This is a genomic window from Streptomyces sp. NPDC001219 (genome assembly GCF_053597915.1).
Genome location: NZ_JBSFJF010000097.1, coordinates 1 through 21,149, shown reverse-complemented (window position 1 = coordinate 21,149; position 21,149 = coordinate 1). Strand labels below are relative to the sequence as shown.

At 71.5% G+C, this 21,149-nt stretch carries 23 protein-coding genes and 1 pseudogene; 9 read left to right on the top strand and 15 right to left on the bottom strand.

What is annotated here, in order from left to right:
- A pseudogene (locus ACWC9R_RS34155) lies at window positions 1-230 on the bottom strand (aminofutalosine synthase MqnE); the annotation flags it as partial.
- A 159-nt stretch (window positions 231-389) separates the two neighbouring features.
- Window positions 390-848: an Lrp/AsnC family transcriptional regulator gene (locus ACWC9R_RS34150; protein WP_086716013.1), complete on the bottom strand. Its 459-nt coding sequence runs from the start codon at window positions 846-848 to the stop codon at window positions 390-392.
- Between the two features lie 121 nt (window positions 849-969).
- Between ACWC9R_RS34150 and ACWC9R_RS34145 the strand changes: the two genes are divergently transcribed.
- Window positions 970-1,101: a hypothetical protein gene (locus ACWC9R_RS34145; protein WP_450737448.1), complete on the top strand. Its 132-nt coding sequence runs from the start codon at window positions 970-972 to the stop codon at window positions 1,099-1,101.
- Here ACWC9R_RS34145 and ACWC9R_RS34140 read toward each other — a convergent pair.
- Complete coding sequence (locus ACWC9R_RS34140) at window positions 1,098-1,826, bottom strand: UbiX family flavin prenyltransferase (protein WP_450737444.1); 729 nt, start codon at window positions 1,824-1,826, stop codon at window positions 1,098-1,100. The genes ACWC9R_RS34145 and ACWC9R_RS34140 overlap by 4 nt on opposite strands.
- A 117-nt stretch (window positions 1,827-1,943) precedes the next feature.
- Here ACWC9R_RS34140 and ACWC9R_RS34135 point away from each other — a divergent pair, with 117 nt between their 5' ends.
- Both ACWC9R_RS34135 and ACWC9R_RS34130 read left to right on the top strand, forming a co-directional pair.
- A complete protein-coding gene (locus ACWC9R_RS34135; protein WP_450737442.1) occupies window positions 1,944-2,537 on the top strand; it encodes a rhomboid family intramembrane serine protease in 594 nt (197 codons plus the stop codon).
- A 102-nt stretch (window positions 2,538-2,639) separates the two neighbouring features.
- A complete protein-coding gene (locus tag ACWC9R_RS34130; protein ID WP_450737441.1) occupies window positions 2,640-3,239 on the top strand; it encodes a DUF4870 domain-containing protein in 600 nt (199 codons plus the stop codon).
- 31 nt (window positions 3,240-3,270) lie between these two features.
- Here ACWC9R_RS34130 and mqnP read toward each other — a convergent pair whose 3' ends face one another.
- A complete protein-coding gene (gene mqnP, locus ACWC9R_RS34125) occupies window positions 3,271-4,173 on the bottom strand; it encodes a menaquinone biosynthesis prenyltransferase MqnP (protein WP_450737439.1) in 903 nt (300 codons plus the stop codon).
- Entirely contained in the window at window positions 4,170-5,624 is a 1,455-nt protein-coding gene (locus ACWC9R_RS34120) for a menaquinone biosynthesis decarboxylase (RefSeq protein ID WP_450737437.1), read from the bottom strand. Before ACWC9R_RS34120 ends, mqnP begins: the two co-directional genes overlap by 4 nt.
- An 88-nt stretch (window positions 5,625-5,712) precedes the next feature.
- On the opposite strand from ACWC9R_RS34120, the gene ACWC9R_RS34115 reads away from it, so the two are divergent.
- From ACWC9R_RS34115 to ACWC9R_RS34100, 4 genes are all read left to right on the top strand, one after another.
- Window positions 5,713-6,150 (top strand): PLD nuclease N-terminal domain-containing protein, encoded by a 438-nt coding sequence (locus ACWC9R_RS34115; RefSeq protein ID WP_450737435.1) that lies wholly within the window; start codon window positions 5,713-5,715, stop codon window positions 6,148-6,150.
- Between the two features lie 191 nt (window positions 6,151-6,341).
- Complete coding sequence (locus ACWC9R_RS34110; RefSeq protein WP_450737446.1) at window positions 6,342-6,770, top strand: nucleoside deaminase; 429 nt, start codon at window positions 6,342-6,344, stop codon at window positions 6,768-6,770.
- 85 nt (window positions 6,771-6,855) lie between these two features.
- A complete protein-coding gene (locus tag ACWC9R_RS34105; protein WP_450737434.1) occupies window positions 6,856-7,527 on the top strand; it encodes a DUF4291 domain-containing protein in 672 nt (223 codons plus the stop codon).
- A 214-nt stretch (window positions 7,528-7,741) separates the two neighbouring features.
- Window positions 7,742-9,169 (top strand): alkaline phosphatase family protein, encoded by a 1,428-nt coding sequence (locus tag ACWC9R_RS34100; RefSeq protein ID WP_450737432.1) that lies wholly within the window; start codon window positions 7,742-7,744, stop codon window positions 9,167-9,169.
- 165 nt (window positions 9,170-9,334) lie between these two features.
- Here the strand turns inward: ACWC9R_RS34100 and ccsB are convergent, their stop codons facing one another.
- The 7 genes from ccsB to hemL all read right to left on the bottom strand — a co-directional run bounded on the left by ccsB (window position 9,335) and on the right by hemL (window position 17,042).
- A complete protein-coding gene (gene ccsB / locus ACWC9R_RS34095) occupies window positions 9,335-10,426 on the bottom strand; it encodes a c-type cytochrome biogenesis protein CcsB (protein ID WP_450737430.1) in 1,092 nt (363 codons plus the stop codon).
- On the bottom strand, window positions 10,423-12,165 hold the full coding sequence (resB, locus tag ACWC9R_RS34090; RefSeq protein WP_450737428.1) for a cytochrome c biogenesis protein ResB: 1,743 nt from the start codon (window positions 12,163-12,165) through the stop codon (window positions 10,423-10,425). The genes ccsB and resB overlap by 4 nt, the downstream gene beginning before the upstream one ends.
- 3 nt (window positions 12,166-12,168) lie before the next feature.
- Entirely contained in the window at window positions 12,169-12,930 is a 762-nt protein-coding gene (locus tag ACWC9R_RS34085) for a cytochrome c biogenesis CcdA family protein (RefSeq protein WP_450737426.1), read from the bottom strand.
- 4 nt (window positions 12,931-12,934) lie between these two features.
- Window positions 12,935-13,549 carry a TlpA family protein disulfide reductase gene (locus ACWC9R_RS34080; RefSeq protein WP_450737424.1) on the bottom strand — a complete coding sequence of 205 codons (615 nt, stop codon included), beginning with the start codon at window positions 13,547-13,549 and terminating at the stop codon, window positions 12,935-12,937.
- Between the two features lie 78 nt (window positions 13,550-13,627).
- Window positions 13,628-14,851, bottom strand: a complete 1,224-nt coding sequence (locus tag ACWC9R_RS34075; protein WP_450737423.1) for a hypothetical protein — start codon at window positions 14,849-14,851, stop codon at window positions 13,628-13,630.
- A gap of 145 nt (window positions 14,852-14,996) precedes the next feature.
- The gene (locus ACWC9R_RS34070; RefSeq protein ID WP_450737421.1) at window positions 14,997-15,677 is read right to left on the bottom strand and encodes a histidine phosphatase family protein; all 681 of its coding nucleotides are present in this window, start codon (window positions 15,675-15,677) and stop codon (window positions 14,997-14,999) included.
- A 57-nt stretch (window positions 15,678-15,734) separates the two neighbouring features.
- Window positions 15,735-17,042, bottom strand: coding sequence for a glutamate-1-semialdehyde 2,1-aminomutase (gene hemL, locus ACWC9R_RS34065; RefSeq protein ID WP_450737419.1), 1,308 nt, complete (start codon window positions 17,040-17,042; stop codon window positions 15,735-15,737).
- Between the two features lie 325 nt (window positions 17,043-17,367).
- Between hemL and ACWC9R_RS34060 the strand changes: the two genes are divergently transcribed.
- Entirely contained in the window at window positions 17,368-17,964 is a 597-nt protein-coding gene (locus ACWC9R_RS34060) for a hypothetical protein (protein WP_450737418.1), read from the top strand.
- A 49-nt stretch (window positions 17,965-18,013) separates the two neighbouring features.
- Here ACWC9R_RS34060 and ACWC9R_RS34055 read toward each other — a convergent pair whose 3' ends face one another.
- The 3 genes from ACWC9R_RS34055 to ACWC9R_RS34045 all read right to left on the bottom strand — a co-directional run bounded on the left by ACWC9R_RS34055 (window position 18,014) and on the right by ACWC9R_RS34045 (window position 20,140).
- Window positions 18,014-18,826 (bottom strand): SDR family NAD(P)-dependent oxidoreductase, encoded by an 813-nt coding sequence (locus ACWC9R_RS34055; protein ID WP_450737445.1) that lies wholly within the window; start codon window positions 18,824-18,826, stop codon window positions 18,014-18,016.
- Complete coding sequence (locus ACWC9R_RS34050; RefSeq protein ID WP_450737416.1) at window positions 18,823-19,338, bottom strand: cupin domain-containing protein; 516 nt, start codon at window positions 19,336-19,338, stop codon at window positions 18,823-18,825. The genes ACWC9R_RS34055 and ACWC9R_RS34050 overlap by 4 nt, the downstream gene beginning before the upstream one ends.
- Before the next feature lie 112 nt (window positions 19,339-19,450).
- Window positions 19,451-20,140, bottom strand: coding sequence for a TIGR03086 family metal-binding protein (locus tag ACWC9R_RS34045; protein ID WP_450737414.1), 690 nt, complete (start codon window positions 20,138-20,140; stop codon window positions 19,451-19,453).
- 93 nt (window positions 20,141-20,233) lie between these two features.
- Between ACWC9R_RS34045 and ACWC9R_RS34040 the strand changes: the two genes are divergently transcribed.
- The gene (locus tag ACWC9R_RS34040; RefSeq protein ID WP_450737412.1) at window positions 20,234-21,040 is read left to right on the top strand and encodes an AraC family transcriptional regulator; all 807 of its coding nucleotides are present in this window, start codon (window positions 20,234-20,236) and stop codon (window positions 21,038-21,040) included.
- Window positions 21,041-21,149 lie beyond the last annotated feature (109 nt).

The window sequence follows — 21,149 nt, the reverse complement described above, 5'->3', positions numbered from 1 at the left end:
CGCTGGAAGGAGCAGTAGGCGCACGACGCGGTGCACACGTTCGTCATGTTGAGGTGACGGTTGACGTTGAAGTGCACGACGTCGCCGTTCTTGCGCGTGCGCACCTCATGGGCGAGACCGCCCAGCCAGGCCAGGTCGTCGGACTCGTAGAGGGCGATACCGTCCTCGCGGGTCAGCCGCTCCCCGGCGTGGACCTTCGCCTCCAGCTCGCGCTTGAGGCCCACATCCATCGACGCAGCCATCCGGTCGCCTCCCAGTCTCTGCCTACTCGGTGCCGTTCCTTCGGAGCCGGAAACGGGCTTCACCGAGCGTACTCCCCCGTATCAGAGGCGGACGGAGCCCCCTGGCGCGCCCGTCCGCCCCGCTGTGTCCCGCCGGTGCCCCGTGGCCTATTCGGCCTCTTCGGGCAGTTCGCCGACGCGGTTCTCCCACTTGGTGGAGAGCACGATGGTGGTACGCGTACGGGAGACGCCCTTGGTGCCGGACAGCCGCCGGATGGTGCGCTCCAGACCGTCCACGTCACCCACCCGCACCTTGAGCATGTACGAGTCGTCGCCGGCGATGAACCAGCAGTCCTCGATCTCCTCGAGGTCGCGCAGCCGCTGCGCGACGTCCTCGTGGTCGGTGGCGTCCGACAGCGAGATGCCCACCAGCGCCGTGACACCGAGGCCGAGCGAGGCGGCGTCGACGGTCGCGCGGTAGCCGGTGATCACGCCGGCCGCTTCGAGGCGGTTGATCCGGTCCGTGACGCTGGGCCCGGAGAGGCCGACGAGCCGGCCGAGCTCCGCGTACGAGGCGCGCCCGTTCTCGCGAAGTGCCTGGATGAGCTGCCTATCCACCGCGTCCATGCCCTCAAGCCTTCCAATCTTTACGCATTTTCCGGTTCTGCATGTAGAATCTAAGGCATACAGGGCTTCAACCCTGCGAATCTTTCAGCCGATCACAGACGATCTCACAGGAGCTGTCACCGTGTACTCGATCGAGATGGCCTACGCCCGCATGCGCGAGCTGCAGGACCAGGCCAATCGTTCACGTGCCCACCGGTCCGCGGAACCGCGGAACCGGCGCCTCTTCGGCCGCGCCGCGGCGAAGCAGCGCTAAGGAGCCTCCGGGGCCTCCTCCACTTCCTTGGAGCCGCCCCGCAGCTCCCCCTCCCAGCGCCGGTACAGCCCGTGCGGCACCTCGGCCGCATCGAGCGCCCGGCCCGCGACGAAGTCCACCAGATCCTGGATGTGCGTCGCCCCCGCGTAGAACGCCGGTGAGGCGGGCAGCACCACGGCGCCCGCCTCGTCCAGCGTCACCAGATGCTTCAGCGTCGGACCGTTCAACGGCGTCTCGCGCACCGCGACCACCAGCCGCCGCCGCTCCTTGAGCGTCACGCTCGCCACCCGCTGCAGCAGATCCTTCGAGAGCCCGAGCGCCACCCCGGCCACACACGCCGTGCTCGCCGGGACGATCAGCATCCCCTTCACCGGATACGAGCCCGACGAGGGCCCGGCCGCCAGATCCCCGGCCGGCCAGTACCGCACATCCGCCAGGTCCGCCTCCGTCACCGGAAACGTCGACGGCTTGCCATCGGCGCCGCGCGCCAGCCATTCCCGCAGGTCGGCGCGCCAGTGCGCGTCCCGGAAGGCGATCCCCGTCTCGTCCAGGAGGGTCAGCCGCGAGGCCCGGCTGACGATCAGGTCCACCGCCTCCCCGGCGGCGAGCAGCCCGCGCAGGACGGACGCGGCGTACGGCGTCCCGGACGCGCCGGAGATGCCCACGACCCACGGACGGCGTCGGCCGGGGCCCTGCTTACTGGTGTCGTTGTGCGGCGGCTCCACGCATCGAGCCTATCCGGCGGAACCATCGACCCCCTCACGGCCGTTCCTCCTTGTGCGCCCCTCGCGCAGCTCCGCCGGGGGCCGCCCCACCGGGGGACGAGAAAGGGACGGCCGGAGATGACCTCACGCGCGAAGCCCGCGATCTGTCTGATGCTGGGCTGGGTGGCCCTGCTCTGGCTGCTGGAGGGCGTCGACTTCGCCACCGGCGGCGCGCTGGACACCTTCGGGATCACCCCGCGGGACCCCGCCGAGCTGGTGGACGTGGTGCCCGCCGCCTTCCTGCACTTCGGCTTCGGCCATCTCGTGGCGAACACCCTGCCGTTGCTGCTGCTCGGCCTGGTCGCCGCGCTGCGCAGCGGGGTGCGCCGCTTCACCGCCGTCACCCTGCTGATCATCCTCACCAGCGGCCTGGGCGTCTGGCTCACGGCCGCGCCGGACAGCAACACCGCCGGCGCCTCCGGTGTGGTCTTCGGCCTCTTCGGCTACCTCCTGGTGCGCGGCTTCATCGAGCGCAAACTCCTCGACATCGGCATCGGCCTGGTGGTGGGCGTGGTCTACGGCTCGATCCTCTGGGGCGCGCTGCCGACCGACAGCGGCATCAGCTGGCAGGGCCATCTCTTCGGGCTGATAGGCGGGGTGCTGGCGGCCTTCGCCTTCCGGGTGCGGGCGCCCGGCCACCTGACCGCCGCCGAGGTCCGCCCCATCACGTAGCCTCGGGCCGAACGGGAGCCACGGGGCCGTACTGACGGTCCCGCGGCGCGCGCCACGCAGCGGCCCCGCGCGCGCCACACAGCAGCTACGGGGGAACAGCACATGTCCGACTACCACCAGCCCGGATACGGCCCGTCATCCGGCGGACCGCACCAGCCGTACGGGCCCCCGCAGCAGGGCTGGCCCGGCGACCCGGGCGGCGGCTACGGCTACCCCGGCGCACCGCAGCCCGGCGGCCACGGCTACGGCAGCCACCCGCCCGCGCCCTCGTCGGGCCCCGCGATGTGGTCCCACCTCGGCGCACTACTGACCGTCACGGCGGGCACGATGATGTGCTGCGGCCTCGGCGCCTTCCTCGGCTGGATCTACCCGCTGTCCCTGCGCGGCAACGAACGCCACCAGCACGACCCGTACATCCGCCACCACACCACCCAGGCGGTGAACTACGGCATCACCCAGGCCGTCATGGCCGCCCTCGGAGTGGTGCTGTACTTCTCCAGCGCCCTCATATTCGCCGCGGCCGCCACCGAGCAGCAGCGCAACAGCGCCGGCCTCGCCGTCCCGCTGATCACCGTGATCATCCTCTTCGGCGGCCACGCCCTGGCCGGCGTGGCCTGCGCGGTCATCGGCACGGTCAAGGCCACCCGCGGCGAACTCTGGACCTACCCGCGCCTGATCGCCTGGCCCCTCAGCAAGGGCTGACCGCCGGGCCCGGCCACCGCCGGGCCCGAGCTCAGACCGCCAGCCCGCGCACCAGCAGATCCAGCAGCGCGCACACGAAGAGCGCGATCCCGATGAAGCCGTTGACCTGGAAGAAGGCCCGGTTCAGGCGGGTGAGGTCGTGCGGCTTGACGATCGTGTGCTCGTACAGGAACGCCGCCGCCACGATCACCAGGCCCAGCCAGAGGAACACCCCCGCGCCGGTCGCCACGGCGTACCAGGCGAACAGCCCCGTCGTGACGAGGTGACAGCCGCGCGCTCCCCAGATCGCGGCCGGGATGCCGAAGCGGGCCGGGACCGAGCGCACGCCGATCTCGCGGTCCGTCTCCACGTCCTGGCAGGCGTAGATCAGGTCGAAGCCGCCGATCCAGATGCCGACCGCGAGCCCGAGGATCACCGCCTCCCAGGACCAGGTCGCACTGATCGCGAGCCAGGCGCCGACCGGGCCCATCGCCTGGGCGAGGCCCAGGATCGCCTGCGGGAAGTTGGTGAAGCGCTTGCCGTACGGATAGACCACCATCGGCACCACCGCGACCGGCGCGAGCGCCAGGCACAGCGGGTTCAGCAGGGCCGCGGCGCCGAGGAAGACGACGAGCGCGACGAGCGCGCCCGTCCAGGCGGACTTCACCGAGACCGCGCCGGTGACCAGTTCCCGTTGCGCGGTGCGCGGGTTACGGGCGTCGATCTCGCGGTCGATGACGCGGTTCGCGGCCATCGCGAAGGTGCGCAGGCCGACCATGGCGACGGTGACGAGGAGCAGCGGGCCCCACTGGATGCGCCCGCCGCCCTCGTACATCGCGGTCAGCGCGGCGATGTAGGCGAAGGGCAGCGCGAAGACCGAGTGCTCGATCATCACCAGGCGCAGGAAGGCCTTGGTGCGGCCGGGCTGCGGGACGGCTGCGGATGCGCTGCTCACGAGAGGCCGTACTCCTTCCAACGGCGGTCGACCAGCGCCGCCGTGCGCGGGTCGGACTCGACCATCTCGGGCCAGCCCCCGTCCCTGGTGTAGCCCTCCTCGGGCCACTTCCTCGTCGCGTCGATGCCCGCCTTGCCGCCCCAGAACTGCTGGTAGGAGGCGTGGTCGAGGTGGTCGACGGGGCCTTCGACGACGGTGAGGTCGCGGGCGTAGTCGGTGTTGCCGAGGGCCCGCCACGACACCTCGTGGAGGTTGTGCACATCGCAGTCCGCGTCCACGACCACGATCAGTTTGGTCAGCGACATCATGTGCGCGCCCCAGATGGCGTGCATGACCTTCTGCGCGTGCTTGGGGTACTTCTTGTCGATCGAGACGATCGCGCAGTTGTGGAAGCCGCCGGACTCGGGGAGGTGGTAGTCCACGATGTCCGGGACGATGATCTTGAGCAGGGGGAGGAAGAAGCGCTCCGTCGCCCGGCCCAGCGGGCCGTCCTCCGTCGGCGGCCGGCCGACCACGATCGACTGGAGCAACGGCCGCTTACGCATCGTCACACAGTCGATGGTCAGCGCCGGGAACGGCTCCTGCGGCGTGTAGAAGCCGGTGTGGTCGCCGAACGGGCCCTCCGGCAGCATCTCGCCGGGCTCCAGCCAGCCCTCGATGACGACCTCGGCGTTCGCCGGGACCTGCAGCGGGACGGTCTTGCAGTCGACCATCTCGATCCGCTTGCCCTGGAGGAAGCCCGCGAAGAGGTACTCGTCGATGTCCCCGGGCAGCGGCGCGGTCGAGGCGTACGTGACGGCCGGCGGGCAGCCGAAGGCGATGGCAACCGGCAGCTTCTCCCCGCGCTTGGCGGCGACCTGGTAGTGGTTGCGGCTGTCCTTGTGGATCTGCCAGTGCATGCCGATGGTGCGCTTGTCGTGGCGCTGGAGGCGGTAGAGGCCCAGGTTGCGCACCCCGGTCTCCGGGTGCTTGGTGTGCGTCAGCCCCAGGTTGAAGAAGGAGCCGCCGTCCTCGGGCCAGGTGAACAGCGCGGGGAGCCGGTCCAGGTCGACGTCCTCGCCGCGGAGCACGACCTCCTGGACGGGCGCCTCCTTGACCTTCTTCGGCGGGACGTGCGTCATCCCGGCGAGCTTCCCGAACGCCTCGCGGACGCCGACGAAACCGTGCGGCAGCTCCGGCTTGAGCAGCCCGCCGATCTTGCCGCTGATGTCCTCGTACGCCTTGAGGTCGAGTGCCTTGAGGAGCCGGCGGTCGGTGCCGTAGACGTTCATGGCGAGCGGCATCGCCGAGCCCTTGACGTTCTCGAAGAGCAGCGCCGGACCGCCGGACTTCTGCACCCGGTCCACGATCTCGCCGACTTCCAGATACGGGTCGACCTCGGCCTTGATGCGCTTGAGATCGCCTTCCCGCTCGAGCGCGCGCAGGAACGAGCGAAGATCGTCGTAAGCCATGCGGTCCAGTATCGGGCACGCACTACCCTGGACGGGTCACCGGGCCCCGTCGAGGGCCCGCCGTCGCGCGCAGGGGGCCCGTTCCGCAATGCTCAGGTATCTGCCGTTCCTACTGGTGCCGGCGCTGTGGATCTACGCGTTCATCGACTGCCTGAACACCCCCGAGTCGAAGGTGCGCGGCCTGCCCAAGGTGGTCTGGGTCCTGATCATCCTGCTCTTCGGCGAGGTGCTGGTCGGACCCGTCGCGTGGCTGGTGGCGGGCAAGCAGCGGCAGCCGGCGGCCGGCGGCGGCACGCTGTCGGAGCGGCACCGCAACCGCCGGAGGACGTTCGTCGCGCCGGACGACAACCCCGAGTTCCTCGCGTCCCTCAAGAAGGACACCGCGAAGGACGAGGCGAAGGACGAGGCGCTGCTCAAGGACTGGGAGGCGGATCTGCGCCGCCGCGAGGAGGAGCTGCGCCGCAAGGAGGGCGGGCCGGGCGACGCCAACGGCCCGGACGGCCCCCAGCCGCCCGCCCAGGGCTGAGGCACCACGCCGCCACGAGCGGCGGCCCCGTCCTGCACCCGCCGTTCCCCCGCACCCCGGCGTACCGTGAGCTCATGGACCGTACGCAGGACTGGGGACAGGACCGCGACGAGCTCCGGCTGCACGGGAGCGTCGACGGCCACAGCGATCCGGCCGGGCACCCCGACCATGTGCAGGAGCAGGCCCGCGCCATGCTGGCGGCGGCGGTCGCCGAGGCGCGCGCCGGTCTGGCCGAGGGCGGCATCCCGGTCGGCGCGGCGCTCTACGCCCCGGACGGCTCCCTGCTGGGCCGTGGCCACAACCGCCGCGTCCAGGACGACGACCCCACCCTGCACGCCGAGACGGCCGCCTTCCGCGCGGCCGGGCGCCTGCGCGGCTACCGCGGCACGACGATGGTCACCACCCTCTCCCCCTGCTGGTACTGCAGCGGCCTGGTCCGCCAGTTCGGCATCTCCCGGGTGGTCATCGGCGAGGCCCGCACCTTCCACGGCGGCCACGACTGGCTGGCCCGGCACGGCGTACGGATCGTCCTGCTGGACGACCCGGAGTGCGCGGCGATGATGCGGGACTTCATCAGGGAGCAGCCGGAGCTGTGGCGGGAGGACATCGGGGTGGAGTGAGAGGGCGGCGCGGCCTCGTGGGGCGGGATCGCCCGCCCCGCAATTCACTCGCCCCCGCCCCGGCCCTCCGTCAGGATGGCCGACCATGAGCAGCAGCCCCACCGGCCCCGTTCCGGCGCCGCGCGTTCCCGTGGATGACTCCGTGGCCGCCCCCGCACGCCCTGCCGAGCCCGCCCGGCGTATCCGGGCCCAGCACACCGACACGACCGTCACCGTCTACCAGGCCTACTCCCCCGCGCTGGGCCTCCCGGCCGCGCGGGACGGGCGGTTTCCCGCGGCGTGGAAGCGGGAGCGGATGACGTGGATCAAGCCCTCGTTCCTGTGGATGATGTACCGCTGCGGGTGGGGGGAGAAGGCGGATCAGGAGACCGTGCTGGCGATCGAGATCGCGCGGGACGGGTTCGACTGGGCGCTGCGGAACGCCTGTCTGTCGCATTACGACGCCGGGGAGCACGCCGACCGCAGGGCCTGGCAGCGGGAGTTGAAGGGGGCGCCGGCGCGGGTGCAGTGGGACCCGGAGCGCGATCTGTGGTTGCGGGCGCTGCCGTACCGTTCGCTGCAGCTGGGGCTGGCGGGTGAGGCGTCACGCCGGTACGCGGACGAGTGGACGGTGGCGATCACGGATGTCACCCCGCTGGCCCGGGAGGTGCGGGCGCGGGTGCGGGCCGGGGACACCGCGGCGGCCGCCGCGCTGCTGCCCGAGGAGCGTCCCTACCCGGCACCCGGGGGAACTCCGGGCCTGAGCCGCGTGTCCTGACGCGGCTTCGTAAACACGTAGTTGCGGGTGGCGCGCGGTCCGTCGTGCGCTGCTTCGTGTGGCGTACGGGTCGTAGCGAGGTCCGGCCAACTGAGCGCCGTTCACAGCCAATTGACGCATCGTTCAGCAACCTCCCCCTGCCCGGGGAACACAGCCGCCGCCACAGTCATGTCGGCCCACGGAGGGCTCCCGCGACTCAGGGAGAGTGGCACATATGCCTGACATGACCCGACGCAGACTCCTCGGCTCCGCGGCCGGCGCGGTCGGCGGCGCCGCCGCGCTGTCGCTGCTGCCGCCCAGCGTCCAGAAGGCCGTCGCCGCCGGACCCGCACGTCACGGCTCGCTGCACGACGTCGAGCACGTCGTGATGCTGATGCAGGAGAACCGCTCGTTCGACCACTACTTCGGCACCCTGCGGGGCGTCCGTGGCTTCGCCGACCCGGACGCGCTGACGCTGCCGGACGGCCGGTCGGTGTTCCATCAGCCGGACGCGCAGAACCCGGACGGCTATCTGCTGCCGTTCCGCCTGAACACGCACACCTCCAGCGCGCAGGCCATCCCCTCCACCAGCCATGCCTGGTCGGTGCAGCACGAGGCGTGGAACGGCGGGAAGATGGACCGCTGGCTGCCCGCGCACCGCAAGGCCGACGGCGTCAACGGGCCGTACGTGATGGGCTATCACACCCGCGCGGACATCCCCTTCCAGTTCGCCCTGGCGGAGACGTTCACGCTCTGCGACAACTACTTCTGCTCGGTCTTCGGCCCGACCTGGCCCAACCGGCTGTACTGGATGACCGGCACCCTCGACCCGGGCGGCACCCTGGGCGGGCCGGTGCTGAACAACACCGCGCCGCGGCCGTACCGCTGGACGACCTACGCCGAGCGGCTGGAGGCGGCGGGCATCAGCTGGAAGGTGTACCAGGAGGAGGACGACTACGGCTGCAACCTCCTGGAGCAGTTCCAGACGTTCCGGGACGCCAAGCCCGGGGAGCCGCTCCACGAGCGGGGGATGCGGGCGCAGCCGGCCGGCACCTTCGAGGACGACGCCCGCGCCGACCGGCTGCCGGCGGTGTCCTGGCTGATCCCGACCAGCCATCAGTCGGAGCACCCGGACTATCTGCCGGCCGCCGGTGCCGACTACGTCGCGAAGAAGATCGAGGCGATCGCGTCCAACCGGAAGGTGTGGGCCAAGACGGTCTTCATCCTCAATTACGACGAGAACGACGGGCTCTTCGACCATGTGCCGCCGCCGGTGCCGCCCGCGGGGACGAAGGACGAGTTCGTCCGGGGCCTGCCGATCGGCGGCGGCTTCCGGGTGCCGTGTCTGATCGTGTCGCCGTGGACGGTGGGCGGCTGGGCCGCGGGCGACGCCTTCGACCACACCTCGGTGCTGCAGTTCCTGGAGCGCTGGACGGGCGTCGCGGAGCCGAACATCAGCGACTGGCGGCGGTCCGCCTTCGGCGATCTGACCTCGGCGTTCGGCTTCCGCCACCGGGTGCGGCGCCCGCCGCGGCTGCCGGACGACACCGCCGAGCAGCTGGCGGAGGCGCAGTGGGAGGTGGCGAACCTGCCGAAGCCGACGCTGCCGGGCGGCGGGCAGCGGGCCCCGCGCCAGGAGCGCGGCCGGCGCCGGCGGCGCTGAGGGGCGCGGGCCGGGCTCCGGGCTGCTCGCGCACGGCGGTTGCCGCCGGGGCTCCCCGTACAACGGCTGTGCCGTACGGGCGGCCCCTGGGCGGGGCTTCCCGTACGGCACCGGGGTGGCGGTGGGCACCGCCGTGGGGCACCTGGGGTGCCCGGGTCGCGGCGGTCAGACGCCCGCGTACGAGTGCAGGCCCGTCACGAAGATGTTCACGCCGTAGTAGTTGAACAGGTAGCAGACGAAGGCGATCAGGCCGAGCCAGGCGGCCTTGCGGCCCTTCCAGCCGGCGGTGGCGCGGGCGTGCAGGTAGCAGGCGTAGGCGACCCAGGTGATGAAGGACCAGACCTCCTTGGGGTCCCAGCCCCAGTAGCGGCCCCAGGCGGCCTCGGCCCAGATGGCGCCCGCGATGATGGTGAACGTCCACAGCGGGAAGACGGTGGCGTTGATGCGGTAGGCGAACTTGTCCAGCGAGGAGGCCGCGGGCAGCCGCTCCAGCACGGAGGTGGCGAACGCGCCGGGCTGCTTGGCCGTCGGGTCGGCGAGCTTGGCCTCGTGGCGGTCGCGGAAGAGGAACAGCAGCGTGGCGACGGCGCCGAGGTAGAGCGCCGCGCCGGAGATGATCGCGCAGCTGACGTGAATCCACAGCCAGTACGAGTGCAGCGCGGGCACCAGCTGGTCACTGGCGGTGTAGAGCACCGAAACGGCCAGACCGAGGTCGAGCAGCACGCTGGTGACCAGGGGGAGCCCGATCCAGCGGACGTTCTTCTTGAGCACGAGCAGCAGCAGGAAGAGGCCCACCGCGACCGCGGCGAAGGTGGTGGAGAACTCGTACATGTTGCCCCAGGGGGCACGCTGCACGGACAGGGCGCGGGTGACGACGCCGCCCACGTGCAGCCCCCAGGCCAGCACGGTCAGCGAGATGGCGATCCGTCCGTAGAGGTCGCCCTTCTCGGTGCCGCCCGCGGCGCCCGGCCCGTCGGGGACGTCGCGGCTGCCGGCGACGGACCGGGTGACGACCTTGGGGCGCTCCAGTACGGCGGTTCCGGCGGAGCCGCTCGCACCGGCCCTGGCGGACGCCGCCGCGGGGGCCTTGGCCTGGACGGTCAGGGCGGCGGCGGTGCGGCCGACCTTGCTGCGGCTGCCGAACACCCACTCGGCCATGTGGGCGAGGAAGGCGAGTGTGTAGACCGCCATCGCCGAATACACCAGCAGGTTGCTGTTGTGCGCCATTGTCTCGTTGGCTGCGGCAGCGAGGTTCACGCGCGCGCTCCTTCAGAGGGGTCAGCAGGTCCGTCAGAGTCAGTGGGCTCCGCGGGGTCTTCGGGGTCGGGGCCGTCGCCGGTGGCCGCGGCGAGCGGCGCGTCGGGTTCCAGCGCCAGCGCGAGTTCGGCGAGTTCCTCCGGCAGCCGGGCGGACTCGCTGCGGCCGAGGCCGGCCAGCTCGACGACGGTGCGGCCGTCGGTGTCCGTCTCGGCGCGTACCCACACCCGGCGCCGCTGGATGAACAGCGAACCGGCCAGGCCGATCAGGGCGGCGGCCGCGCCGGTCAGGGCGAGGCCGTTGCCGGGCTGGTGGCTGATCTTGAAGCTGGCCCAGCTCTTGATGCCGGTGAACTTGATGCTGCCGTCGCCGCCGGGGAGCTTCATGGTCTCGCCGGGCAGCATCATCTTGGCGACCGGGGCGCCCTTGTCCTTGTACTGCTTGAGGCGCTTCTTGTCGAGCTGGTAGACGTTCTGCGGCAGCCCGGAGCCGACGCCCAGGTCACCGTGGTAGGCGGTGAGCGTCAGCACGGGGTAGTCCAGCGCGGGGAACTGGGAGAACATCGAGCCGGAGCCCTTGCCGCCGAAGGTCGGCACGAAGAAGCCCTGGAAGCCGAGCTGGTTGGGCTTGCCGTCCTTGGTCTGCGCGCCGGGCACCTTCACCACACCGGTGGAGGTGAAGTTCTTGGGGTCCTGCGGGAGGAAGGGCACCGCGCCCTTGTAGACGACCTTGCCACGGCCGTCCTTGACGGTGACCTCCGGCGAGTAGCCGTGCGAGAGCAGGTAGACCTTCGAGCCGGCGATGTCGAGGGGGGTGTTCACCTCGATCGCGGTCCGGTGCTCCTTGCCGTCCGCGCCGGAGAAGTACGTGATGTGGGCGCGGAAGACCCGCGGGGTGCCCTTCTGCGGGCCGGACCGCTCGTAGGTCGCCTCGAACTTGTCGAGGGTGAAGCCGAAGGGCTCCAGGGTGTCGGTGTCGAAGAAGGCGCCGGACTTGAAGTCGTCGTACTGGGTGAGGCTGTTGGCGAAGCCGTCGCCCTCGGTGATCAGCTTGCCGCCCTCGGACTTCCACAGGCTGCCGACGGCGAACGCCACCAGCATCACGATCAGCGCGACGTGGAAGACGAGGTTGCCGACCTCCCGCAGATAGCCCTTCTCGGCGGCGACGGCGGTCCCGTCCCGGTGGGCGCGGAACCGCCGCTTCCGCAGCATCCGCTGTGCCGCCCCGAGGACCTCCTCGGGCGCCGCGGCGGTGTGCCAGGTGGTGTAGGCGGGCAGCCGGGTCAGCCGGCGCGGGGCGGCCGGCGGGCGGCCGCGGAGCTGTCCGACGAACTGCCAGCTGCGCGGCACGATGCAGCCGATCAGCGAGATGAACAGCAGCAGGTAGATCGCCGAGAACCACACCGAGCTGTAGACGTGGAACATCCCGAGCGCGTCGTAGATGTCGGCGAGGGTGGTGTGCTCGGTCTTGAACTGGTCGACCTTGACCGGGTCGATGCTGGTCTGCGGGATCAGCGAGCCGGGGATGGCGCCGATCGACAGCAGGAAGAGCAGCAGCAGCGCGACCCGCATCGAGGTCAGCTGCCGCCAGAACCAGCGCGCCCAGCCGAGGGGGCCGAGCGAGGGGAGGGTGACGTCCTCCGTGGGCGCGGTCGAGAGCTGGGACCCGGCCGCGCCGAGATCGCTGCCCGCGTCGGCCGCGGGGCCCTCGTCGCGGGGGGTGCCGGTCTTGGTGGACATCAATCAGATCCCAACGGTGGAGCTTTGCGTCCAGGCCTGCACCTCGGACATCAGACTGTCCCAGACGCCGGTGACCAGGAGGATGCCGAGCGCGATCATCATGCCGCCGCCGAGCCGCATGACCAGCAGGTAGTGCCGCTTGACCCAGCCGAAGGCGCCGAGCACCCGGCGGAAGGCCAGCGCGACCGCGATGAACGGCAGGCCCAGGCCCAGGCAGTACGCCACGGTGAGCAGGGCGCCGCGGACGGCGCTGGCATCGTAGAACGTGAGGGTGCTGACGGCGGCGAAGGTGGGGCTCAGGCAGGGTGTCCAGCCGACGCCGAAGAGCACGCCGAGCACCGGGGCGCCGGCCAGGCCCATGGCGGGCTTCTTGTGGAAGCGGAACTCGCGCTGCCCGAAGCCCTTGAGGACACCGGCGAAGGCCAGCCCGAGCACGATCATCAGGACGCCGAGGACGCGCGAGATGACGTCCTTGTACTCCTGGAGGTCCCTGCCGACGAATCCGAAGAGCGCGCCGCCGGAGACGAAGACGGCGGTGAAGCCGAGGACGAAGAGGCCGGCGCCGGCCAGCATCCGGCCGCGCCTGGCCTCGCCGAGGTCGGTGCCGGTGACGCCGGTGACGTACGACATGTAGCCGGGCACCAGCGGCAGGACGCAGGGCGAGAAGAACGAGACGAGCCCGGCGAGGAGCGCGATGGGGGCGGCGGCGAGGAGGGTGCCGTTGAGGACGGTCTGGTTCTCCGCGGCGGCGGCGAGCAGGGTCACGTGATCACTTCTCGGCGATCAGCGGGTCGACCATCTTGCGCAGGTCGTCCTCCGCGAGCGGGCCGATCGAGCGTGCGGCGATCTTGCCGTGCCGGTCGATGGCGATCGTGGAGGGGATGGACTGCGGGTTGAGACTGCCCTTGGGGAAGCGCAGCATCAGCCGTCCGGTCGGGTCGAAGAGGCTCGGGTAGGGCACCTTGTGCTCTTCCTCGAAGCTGGTGGCCTGCGACTTCTCGGAGTCGCGGGTGTTGATCCCGAGGAACTGGACGCCCTTGTCCTTGGTCTCGTTCGCGACCTTGGAGAAGTTCGGCGCCTCGGCGATGCAGGGGCCGCACCATGATCCCCAGACGTTGAGGATGACGACCTTGCCCTTGTAGTCGGCGACGTCGAGCTTCTTGCCTGTGGTGCTCTCACCGGAGAGCTCGGGCGCCGCTTGGCGCTCGGCCTTCCTGACGGTGTCGACCCCGTTCTTGCCCTGGACGAACCGGGTCTGGGCCGAGCCGCCGGAGGCGCCGTCGCCGCAGGCGCTCAGCGTCAGCGCGGCGACCGCGGCCCCCGCGGTGAGCAGGGTGACGCGACGGCGGCTCGCAAGGCGGCGTGGGGCGCGGCAGGCACTCATGTGAAAAGTTTCGCATGGGCGTATTCCGGATCTTCCACACCCCCCTTCGCCGGCCGGGCCGTCCCGCGGCGGTGCTTGTCAGGCCGCTGTCAGGTACGCCTTCCAGCCGCCGGCGGGCCGCTGCCCGACGGGGATGCGCTGGAGCTTGTGCAGCACCTCCGGGTCCTGTGCGTCGATCCAGTCGGTGAACTGCCGGAACGACACCAGACGGACATCCCGGGTCTGCTCGTTGGCGATGTGCTTGATCGCGTCCTCGACGGCGTCCATGTAGATGCCGCCGTTCCACTGCTCGAAGTGGTTTCCGACGAAGAAGGGGGCCCGGTTGGTCTCGTAGGCGCGGCGGAATCCGGAGATATAGGCGTCGGTGGCCTGCTGCCGCCAGCCCGGGTAGTTGACCGGCGGGGCCTTCGTCGAGTTCTTCGACTGGTTGGCGAGGATGTTGTAGTCCATCGAGAGGACCTCGAAAGAGTGGCCCGGGAACGGGATCTGCTGGAGCGGGAAGTCCCAGAGGCCCATTTTCTTCTTCGGCCACATCTGCACACCGCCGGGCGAACTGGCGTCGTAGCGCCAGCCGATTCCCCTGGCGGTGGGCAGCAGATTCCGCTGCCCGAGGAGGCACGGCGTCCGGCTGCCGACCAGTTCCTTCCGGTAGTCGAAGGGCAGCGGGTCCATATCGGTGAATCCGGTGTGGGTACGCCACCGGGTGACGAAGGCCACCGCCTGGTCGATCTCGGACTGCCACTCCTCCGGGGTCCAGTGCCGGACGGCACCCGTGCCGGAGCAGAAGTGCCCGTTGAAGTGGGTGCCGATCTCGTGGCCGTCCAGCCAGGCCTCCCGCACGTACTTCAGCGTCTCCCTGATGTGGTCGTCACTGAGGTAGCCGATGTCGGAGGCGCCCCGCGGGTTGTTCGGCGGCTCGTAGAGGTGCCGCTGGGATTCGGGGAGGAGATACACCCCGGAGAGGAAGAAGGTCATGGCCGCGCCGTGGTCCCTGGCGAGCTTGAGAAAGCGGGGGAAGAGGCCGTTGCCGACCTCTCCCGCGCCGTCCCAGGAAAACACCACGAACTGTGGCGGGGTCTGACCGGGCTCCAGCCGTTCGGGGGATTTCGGCTGATGCGGCTGGGCTCCGGAATGGGCTGTCGAACCGTCACCGATGAGCTGGGGGCGGGCCTGAACGGCGTGCTTCACGCGCTGTTTGTTGGCCCCCGTGTCCGAGTCCGACGAGGAGCAGCCGGCGACGACCGGCGCCGCGGCCGCACCGACGCCCATACTCAGCAGGTTTCGCCGACTGATCGCGCGCATACCCTCGTCCCCTCGTGCTCGCCGAACTCAATATCCATATAAACGGACAACTGAGGGGAGGGCATGTCGAGCGTCGGGGACTCCGGGTCAGTCGCTCAGGTATTTCATTCCGCGGGCTTTTGACGTTGCGCCATGTGATGCAGCGTCAGGCACCGAATGCCTTGGCCTTTCCCTTGACGGGTTTGGCGCCCGCCAGAAGATGGGAGGGAACCAGGTCGCGCGCCGGTTCGCTGTACCCCACCGAAATGATCTTGTCGCCCTGGAAGGTGAACGACGTCAGCGAGGCCAGCGTGCACTGCCGCTTCCGCGGGTCGTGCCACAGCCGCCGCCGCTCCGCGAAGCTGCGCACGATCCAGATCGGCAGCTGGTGGCTGACCGCCACCGCCTCGTGGCCCCGCGCGGCATCGCGCGCCGCGCCGAGCGCCGCCATCATCCGGACGACCTGCTCGATGTACGGCTCGCCCCAGGACGGCCGGAACGGGTTCGTCAGGTACCGCCAGTTCCCCGGCTTCTTCAGCGCGCCGTCGCCGACCCCGAAGGTCTTGCCCTCGAAGACGTTGCCCGCCTCGATCAGCCGGTCGTCGCTGGCCAGCTCCAGCCCGTGCGCGTCGGCGACCGGCGCCGCGGTCTCCTGCGCGCGCTCCAGCGGCGAGGCGACGACATGGGTGATGTCGCGCTCCGCGAGATGCTCCGCCACCCGGTCGGCCATCTTCCGGCCGAGGTCGGAGAGGTGGTAGCCGGGGCGGCGGCCGTAGAGCACGCCGTCGGGGTTGTGCACCTCGCCGTGCCGCATCAGATGCACGACGGTGATGTCTTCGCTGCTCATGTCACCCATTCATTCAGTCGTCTCAAGCGGTCGCCCGGCCCGTGCGCCGGAGCCTGGTCAGGCCGTCGCGGCGGCCGCGGCGCGCGCGGCGGCCGGCAGTGCGGCGGCGATCCGCTCGACGGCCGCCGTGTCGTGCGCGGTCGAGACGAACCACGACTCGAAGGCGGACGGCGGGAGGTAGACGCCCTGCGCCAGCATCGAGTGGAAGAAGGCGGTGAAGCGGAACAGCTCCTGCTTCTTGGCCGAGTCGTAGTCGGTCACCTCGGCGTCCGTGAAGAAGACCGTGAACATGTTGCCCGCGGCCTGCAGGCGGTGCGCCACGCCCTCCTTCGCCAGCGCGGCGGTGACCAGGCCCCGCAGCTCCGCCGACACCGCGTCGAGCCGCTCGTACGCGGCGTCGTCCAGCAGCCGCAGCTGCGCGACACCGGCGGCGGTGGCGACCGGGTTCCCGGACAGGGTGCCCGCCTGGTAGACCGGGCCGGCCGGGGCGAGATGCGCCATGACGTCCGCGCGGCCACCGAAGGCCGCCGCCGGGAAGCCGCCGCCCATGACCTTCCCGAAGGTCATCAGATCCGGACGTACCCCGTCGATCCCGTACCAGCCGGACCTGCTGACGCGGAAGCCGGTCATCACCTCGTCGGAGATGTAGAGCGCGCCGTTCGCGGAGCAGAGGTCCTTCAGGCCCTGGTTGAAGCCCGGCAGCGGCGGCACCACGCCCATGTTGCCCGGCGACGCCTCCGTGATCACACAGGCGATCTCGCCCGGGTGCGCGGCGAACGCGGCCCGCACCGCCTCCAGGTCGTTGTACGGCAGCACGAGCGTGTCGCCGGCCTGCGCGCCGGTGACGCCCGGCGTGTCGGGCAGACCGAGGGTCGCCACGCCCGACCCGGCCGCGGCCAGCAGCGCGTCCACGTGCCCGTGGTAGCAGCCGGCGAACTTGACGACCTTCGGGCGGCCGGTGAAGCCGCGGGCCAGCCGGATCGCCGACATGGTCGCCTCGGTGCCGCTGGAGACCAGCCGTACCTGCTCGACCGGCTCGACCCGGGCCACGATCTCCTCGGCCAGCTCGACCTCACCCGCCCCCGGCGTACCGAAGGACGTACCGCGTGCGACGGCCTCCTGGACCGCGGCGATGACCTCGGGGTGCGAGTGGCCGAGGATCATCGGTCCCCACGAGCACACGAGGTCGACGTACTCACGGCCGTCGGCGTCGGTGAGGTACGGACCGGTACCGGACACCATGAACCGGGGCGTACCGCCCACCGCGCGGAACGCCCGCACCGGTGAATTGACGCCGCCCGGCGTCACGGCGGACGCACGGTCGAACAGCGACTGCGAAACAGGGGCTTCATAGGGAAAAGACACGGCGATCCTGACCTGCGTGAACGGAGGGAGGGCGGCGGCGCGCGGACGCGGCCCGGCTGACATCGGTGCGGGAATCCCCTCGCGGTACGCCTTCAGGCGCCGCTCGGTTCAATCTCGATCCTTTTTTGATTCCTCTCGCTTTCGACCGGGCGTCAGCCCCCACTCGTCTGCGAAACTGTGGAGACGTACGAGTAAGTCACGCAAGCAATGGTCTCAGAGGCGCACGGGGGCGTGCGGCCGGGCGTTTCACACGCCGGTGACGGGGGAGGTCTCTGAGACGATGATCGGGTTGCGCGGCTGGGGCTGCGAGTGGTCGGGTGGAGATATGCATCGCGGTGGCGAACTGGGCGAGGGAACCAATGACCGGGGTCCCGACCGCGCCCAGCGCGGCCGTCACCGGCGCGAGGACACCACGGGCGAGCGGACCACGCGCGAGGACACCACGGGCGACAGGACCACGGGCGGGGAAATCAGAGGCGGCCGCATGGGGGTGACGTACAGGTACTTCGGTGCGCCCAACGGCGCGACCGCGGCCCGGGTACCGGTCTCCATGCGTCCCGAGGAGCTCGGCGGTGACGAGCTCGGCATGGGCGGCATGTTCAGCAAGATCAAGCCGGAGACGATGGCCGCCATGGTCCTCACCGGTATAGAGGGCATACCGCTCCATAAGGTTCCGCCGCTGGAGCTTGTCGTCCTCCACCCCGACTACGCCGTCGTCAAGCTCCCCATGACCGTGGTCGATCCGCTGCGCGGGGTCGGCGAGGAGTCGGTCGGCGCGGCCGCCTTCATCTGGTCGACGGTTCCCGACCGCGGCGGCCCGCGGGACGCCTTCGGCGTCTACCAGCTGCTGCACGAGTGGCAGGACTTCAGCCACCGGCTGCACGAGGCGGGGCACCAGGCGTACTGCCTGGTCTGGCCGTAACGGTTCAGCGCGGGCGCGGCGCCCGCCCAGGAGGGCGGCGCCGGGCCCATCACCACGTGGGGCGCGCCGAGACACCGCCGTCCACGACCAGATCGTGCCCGGTGATCCAGGCCGCCATCGGCGAGGCGAGGAAGACACAGGCGTCGCCCACGTCCTGCGGTGTGCCCAACCGCCCGGTGGGGACGGCCGCCTGCCAGCGCCGCACCCCCTCCGGCCAGTCCTCCGCCAGGCCGGGCCGGCCGATCAGGCCCGGCGAGACGCTGTTGACGCGGATGCCGTCCGGGCCGTATTCGAGCGCCGCGGCGCGGGCGTGCATCACCACCGCCGCCTTCGACGCGCAGTAGTGGGCGTGCGAGGGCGCCGGGCGGTCCGCCTCGATCGAGGCGATATGGGTCACCGATCCGCCGCCGGCCGCCCGCATCACGGCCGCCGCGGCCTGGGTGCAGGCGAAGACGCTGTGCACGTTCGGGTCCGTCACCGCCCGCCAGTCGGCGAGCGACATCGCCGCCAGCTCCTGGGTCGGCTGCACGCCCGCGTTGTTCACCAGCGCGGTGAGCCGGCCGCGCCAGCCGGCCGCCTCCGTCACCAGCCGGTGGCACTCCTCCTCCACGGCCAGGTCCGCCTGGAGTGCCAGCGCGCTCCCGCCGTCCGCCGCGATCCGCGCGACCAGCTCCCGTGCGGCGTCGGCGCCCGTGCGGTAGTGCGCCACGACGGCGGCCCCCGCGGCGGCGAACCGCAGCGCGATACCGCGGCCGAGGACGCCGGCGGCGCCGGTGACGAGGACGACCTGGCCCCGGAGGTCGGGGAGGGCGGGGTGGCGAGTGGCCTCGGCCGGGGTGTCGCCGGCCGGGGTGTCGGTCATGGCCGGCTCAGGGCGGTGATCCACGCTGCCTCCTCGGGGAAGCGCGCGGCCAGTACGGCGCCGTCCCCGTGCTCGTAGTCCTCGAAGGTGAAACCGGGCGCCATCGTGCAGCCGAAGAGCGCCCAGGAGCCGCCGTCGGCGACCTCGGCGGCCATCCACGTCCCGGCCGGGACCGTGAACTGGACGTGCTGCCCGTCCAGGACGTCCGGCCCGAGGACGACCGTCCGGGCCGTGCCCCCGCCGGAGTCCTCCCGGAGGAGGTGGAGGGTGAGCGGATCGCCCCGGTAGAAGTGCCAGATCTCGTCGGTCGGCAGCCGGTGCAGGGCGGAGAAGTCGCCCGGTTCGGCGGTCAGCAGCATCACGATCGCCGTCCCCTCGGGCCGCCCGTCGGGGCGCTCGGGGCCCTCCCAGGTGGATCGGTACCGCCCGCCCTCACGGGGCAGTGGCACCAGCCCGTAGAACTCGGCCAGTGCGTCGGGGAGGCGGTCACGGGCGGTGCGGTGCTCTTCCATCTGCGGGCTGCCTCCGCCTCGTTGCACGACTGCCGGTGGGCTTCACCCTAGGCACGAAGTCCGGGCGGCGCGCTCTTCATCCAGCCATCTCCGGACGGCGGCCGACGCCCCTTCAGCCGTCCGCTTCAGCAGGCCTCCAATGCGGGTCACGGCCCGTCTCCGCCAGCAGCGACTCCAGGTCACCGGCGCCGGGCGGTACGGGGACCGGTGCGGCGAAGACGTTCATCGTGCGGGCCGTCGGGCCCATCCGGGCGGCCAGCTCCCGCAGCTCGGCCACACAGCCGGCGGCGGGCGTGTACGGCAGGCCGGTCGCCCGCGCCAGGTCCCACGCGTGCACGGTCAGGTCCAGCAGCACCATCGCGCCGACGGTCCGGGCCGGCAGCCGCATCCCGCCGGTCAGCCCGTCCTCCGCGCCCGGCGCCGCCCACGCCTCGACCAGCCGCGCCGTCTCGTCCGCGAACCGGTCGGGCCACCGCGCCCCGTACGCGCCGAGCCGGTCCGGGGTGTGGCTGAAATCCACGTCCTTCTTCGCGGCCAGCGACTGGAAGGCGACGACCACCTGGAAGAGGTGGTTGAGCAGCGCCCGTACGTCGTACTCGGCGCAGGGCGTCGGCCGCCCCAGCTGGTCGTCACGCACCGCGCGCAGTACCGGGAGCGCCGCCCCGGCCGCCGCGTCGAGCAGCTCGCTGATCGGCGGGGGCGCGGTGGAGGGGCGGGACTCCTGGGGCGTGGCGGGCGTCTGTGCCGTATGCGTCGGCGCGTCCATGGGCGTGACATCCGGAATGTCGTGTCTGTCGTTCATACCGAGGACGCTACGGACGGCCGGCCCCGACGGATTGAAAAAACGCGACACCGCCGCCTCACGCCAGCCGGTGCACCGTCCTACGATCGCGGTATGGCCGCTCCTCGGCGCGACACCCGGGGCATCGTGGACGCCCCGGGACTCCTCGCGCGGGTGCACTTCCGGCGCCGCACCCCCACCGCGGCGCTGCGCCCCTACGTCGAGCACTACTGGCTGATCGACTGGGACCTGTCCGAGCCGTACGCCACACATGTCGTCCCGCACCCGTGCGTGAACCTCGTCTTCCAGCGGTACGCCGACCGCCCGGGTTTCGGCGAGGTCGCGGGCGTCGGGCTGGAGCTGTTCGCGCAGAAGCTGGCGGGGCGCGGGCGGGTGTGCGGGGTGCAGTTCCGGCCCGGTGGCTTCCGGCCGTTCACCCCGGAGCGGCCGGCCACGGACTGGACGGACCGCCGACTGCCGCTGGCCGCGGCCTTCGGGCCCGGTGACGCCGCGGCCGCCGTACTGGAACCCGCCGGCGAGGACGACCGGGTGGCCGCGCTCGACGCCTTTCTGACCCCGCTGCTGCGGGGCGGTCCACGAGTTCTCGCGCACGCCGAGCTGGCCATGGGGCTGGCCGACCGCATCCGCGGGGACCGCACGATCCGCCGGGTCGCGGACTTCGCGCGGACCGAGGGCCTGTCCGTACGGGCCCTGCAGCGACTGTTCGCCGGCTACGTCGGGGTCAGCCCCAAGTGGGTGCTGCTGCGCTACCGGGTGCACGAGGCCCTGGAACACGCCGGGTCCGGTACGGAGGTCGACTGGGCCGCACTCGCCGCCGAGCTGGGCTACAGCGACCAGGCACACCTGGTGCGCGACGTCACCGCGACCGTCGGGGTCCCGCCGACCGCGTACGGGCGGTGAGGGGGCGGGGGCGCCTGCGGGCGGCATCCGGCCCGCGAGGCCGCTTGGGGGTGCGGGCGCTCCCGCCCCCCGTCACCCCCCGCCCCGCCCCGTCCCCCGTCCCCCCTCC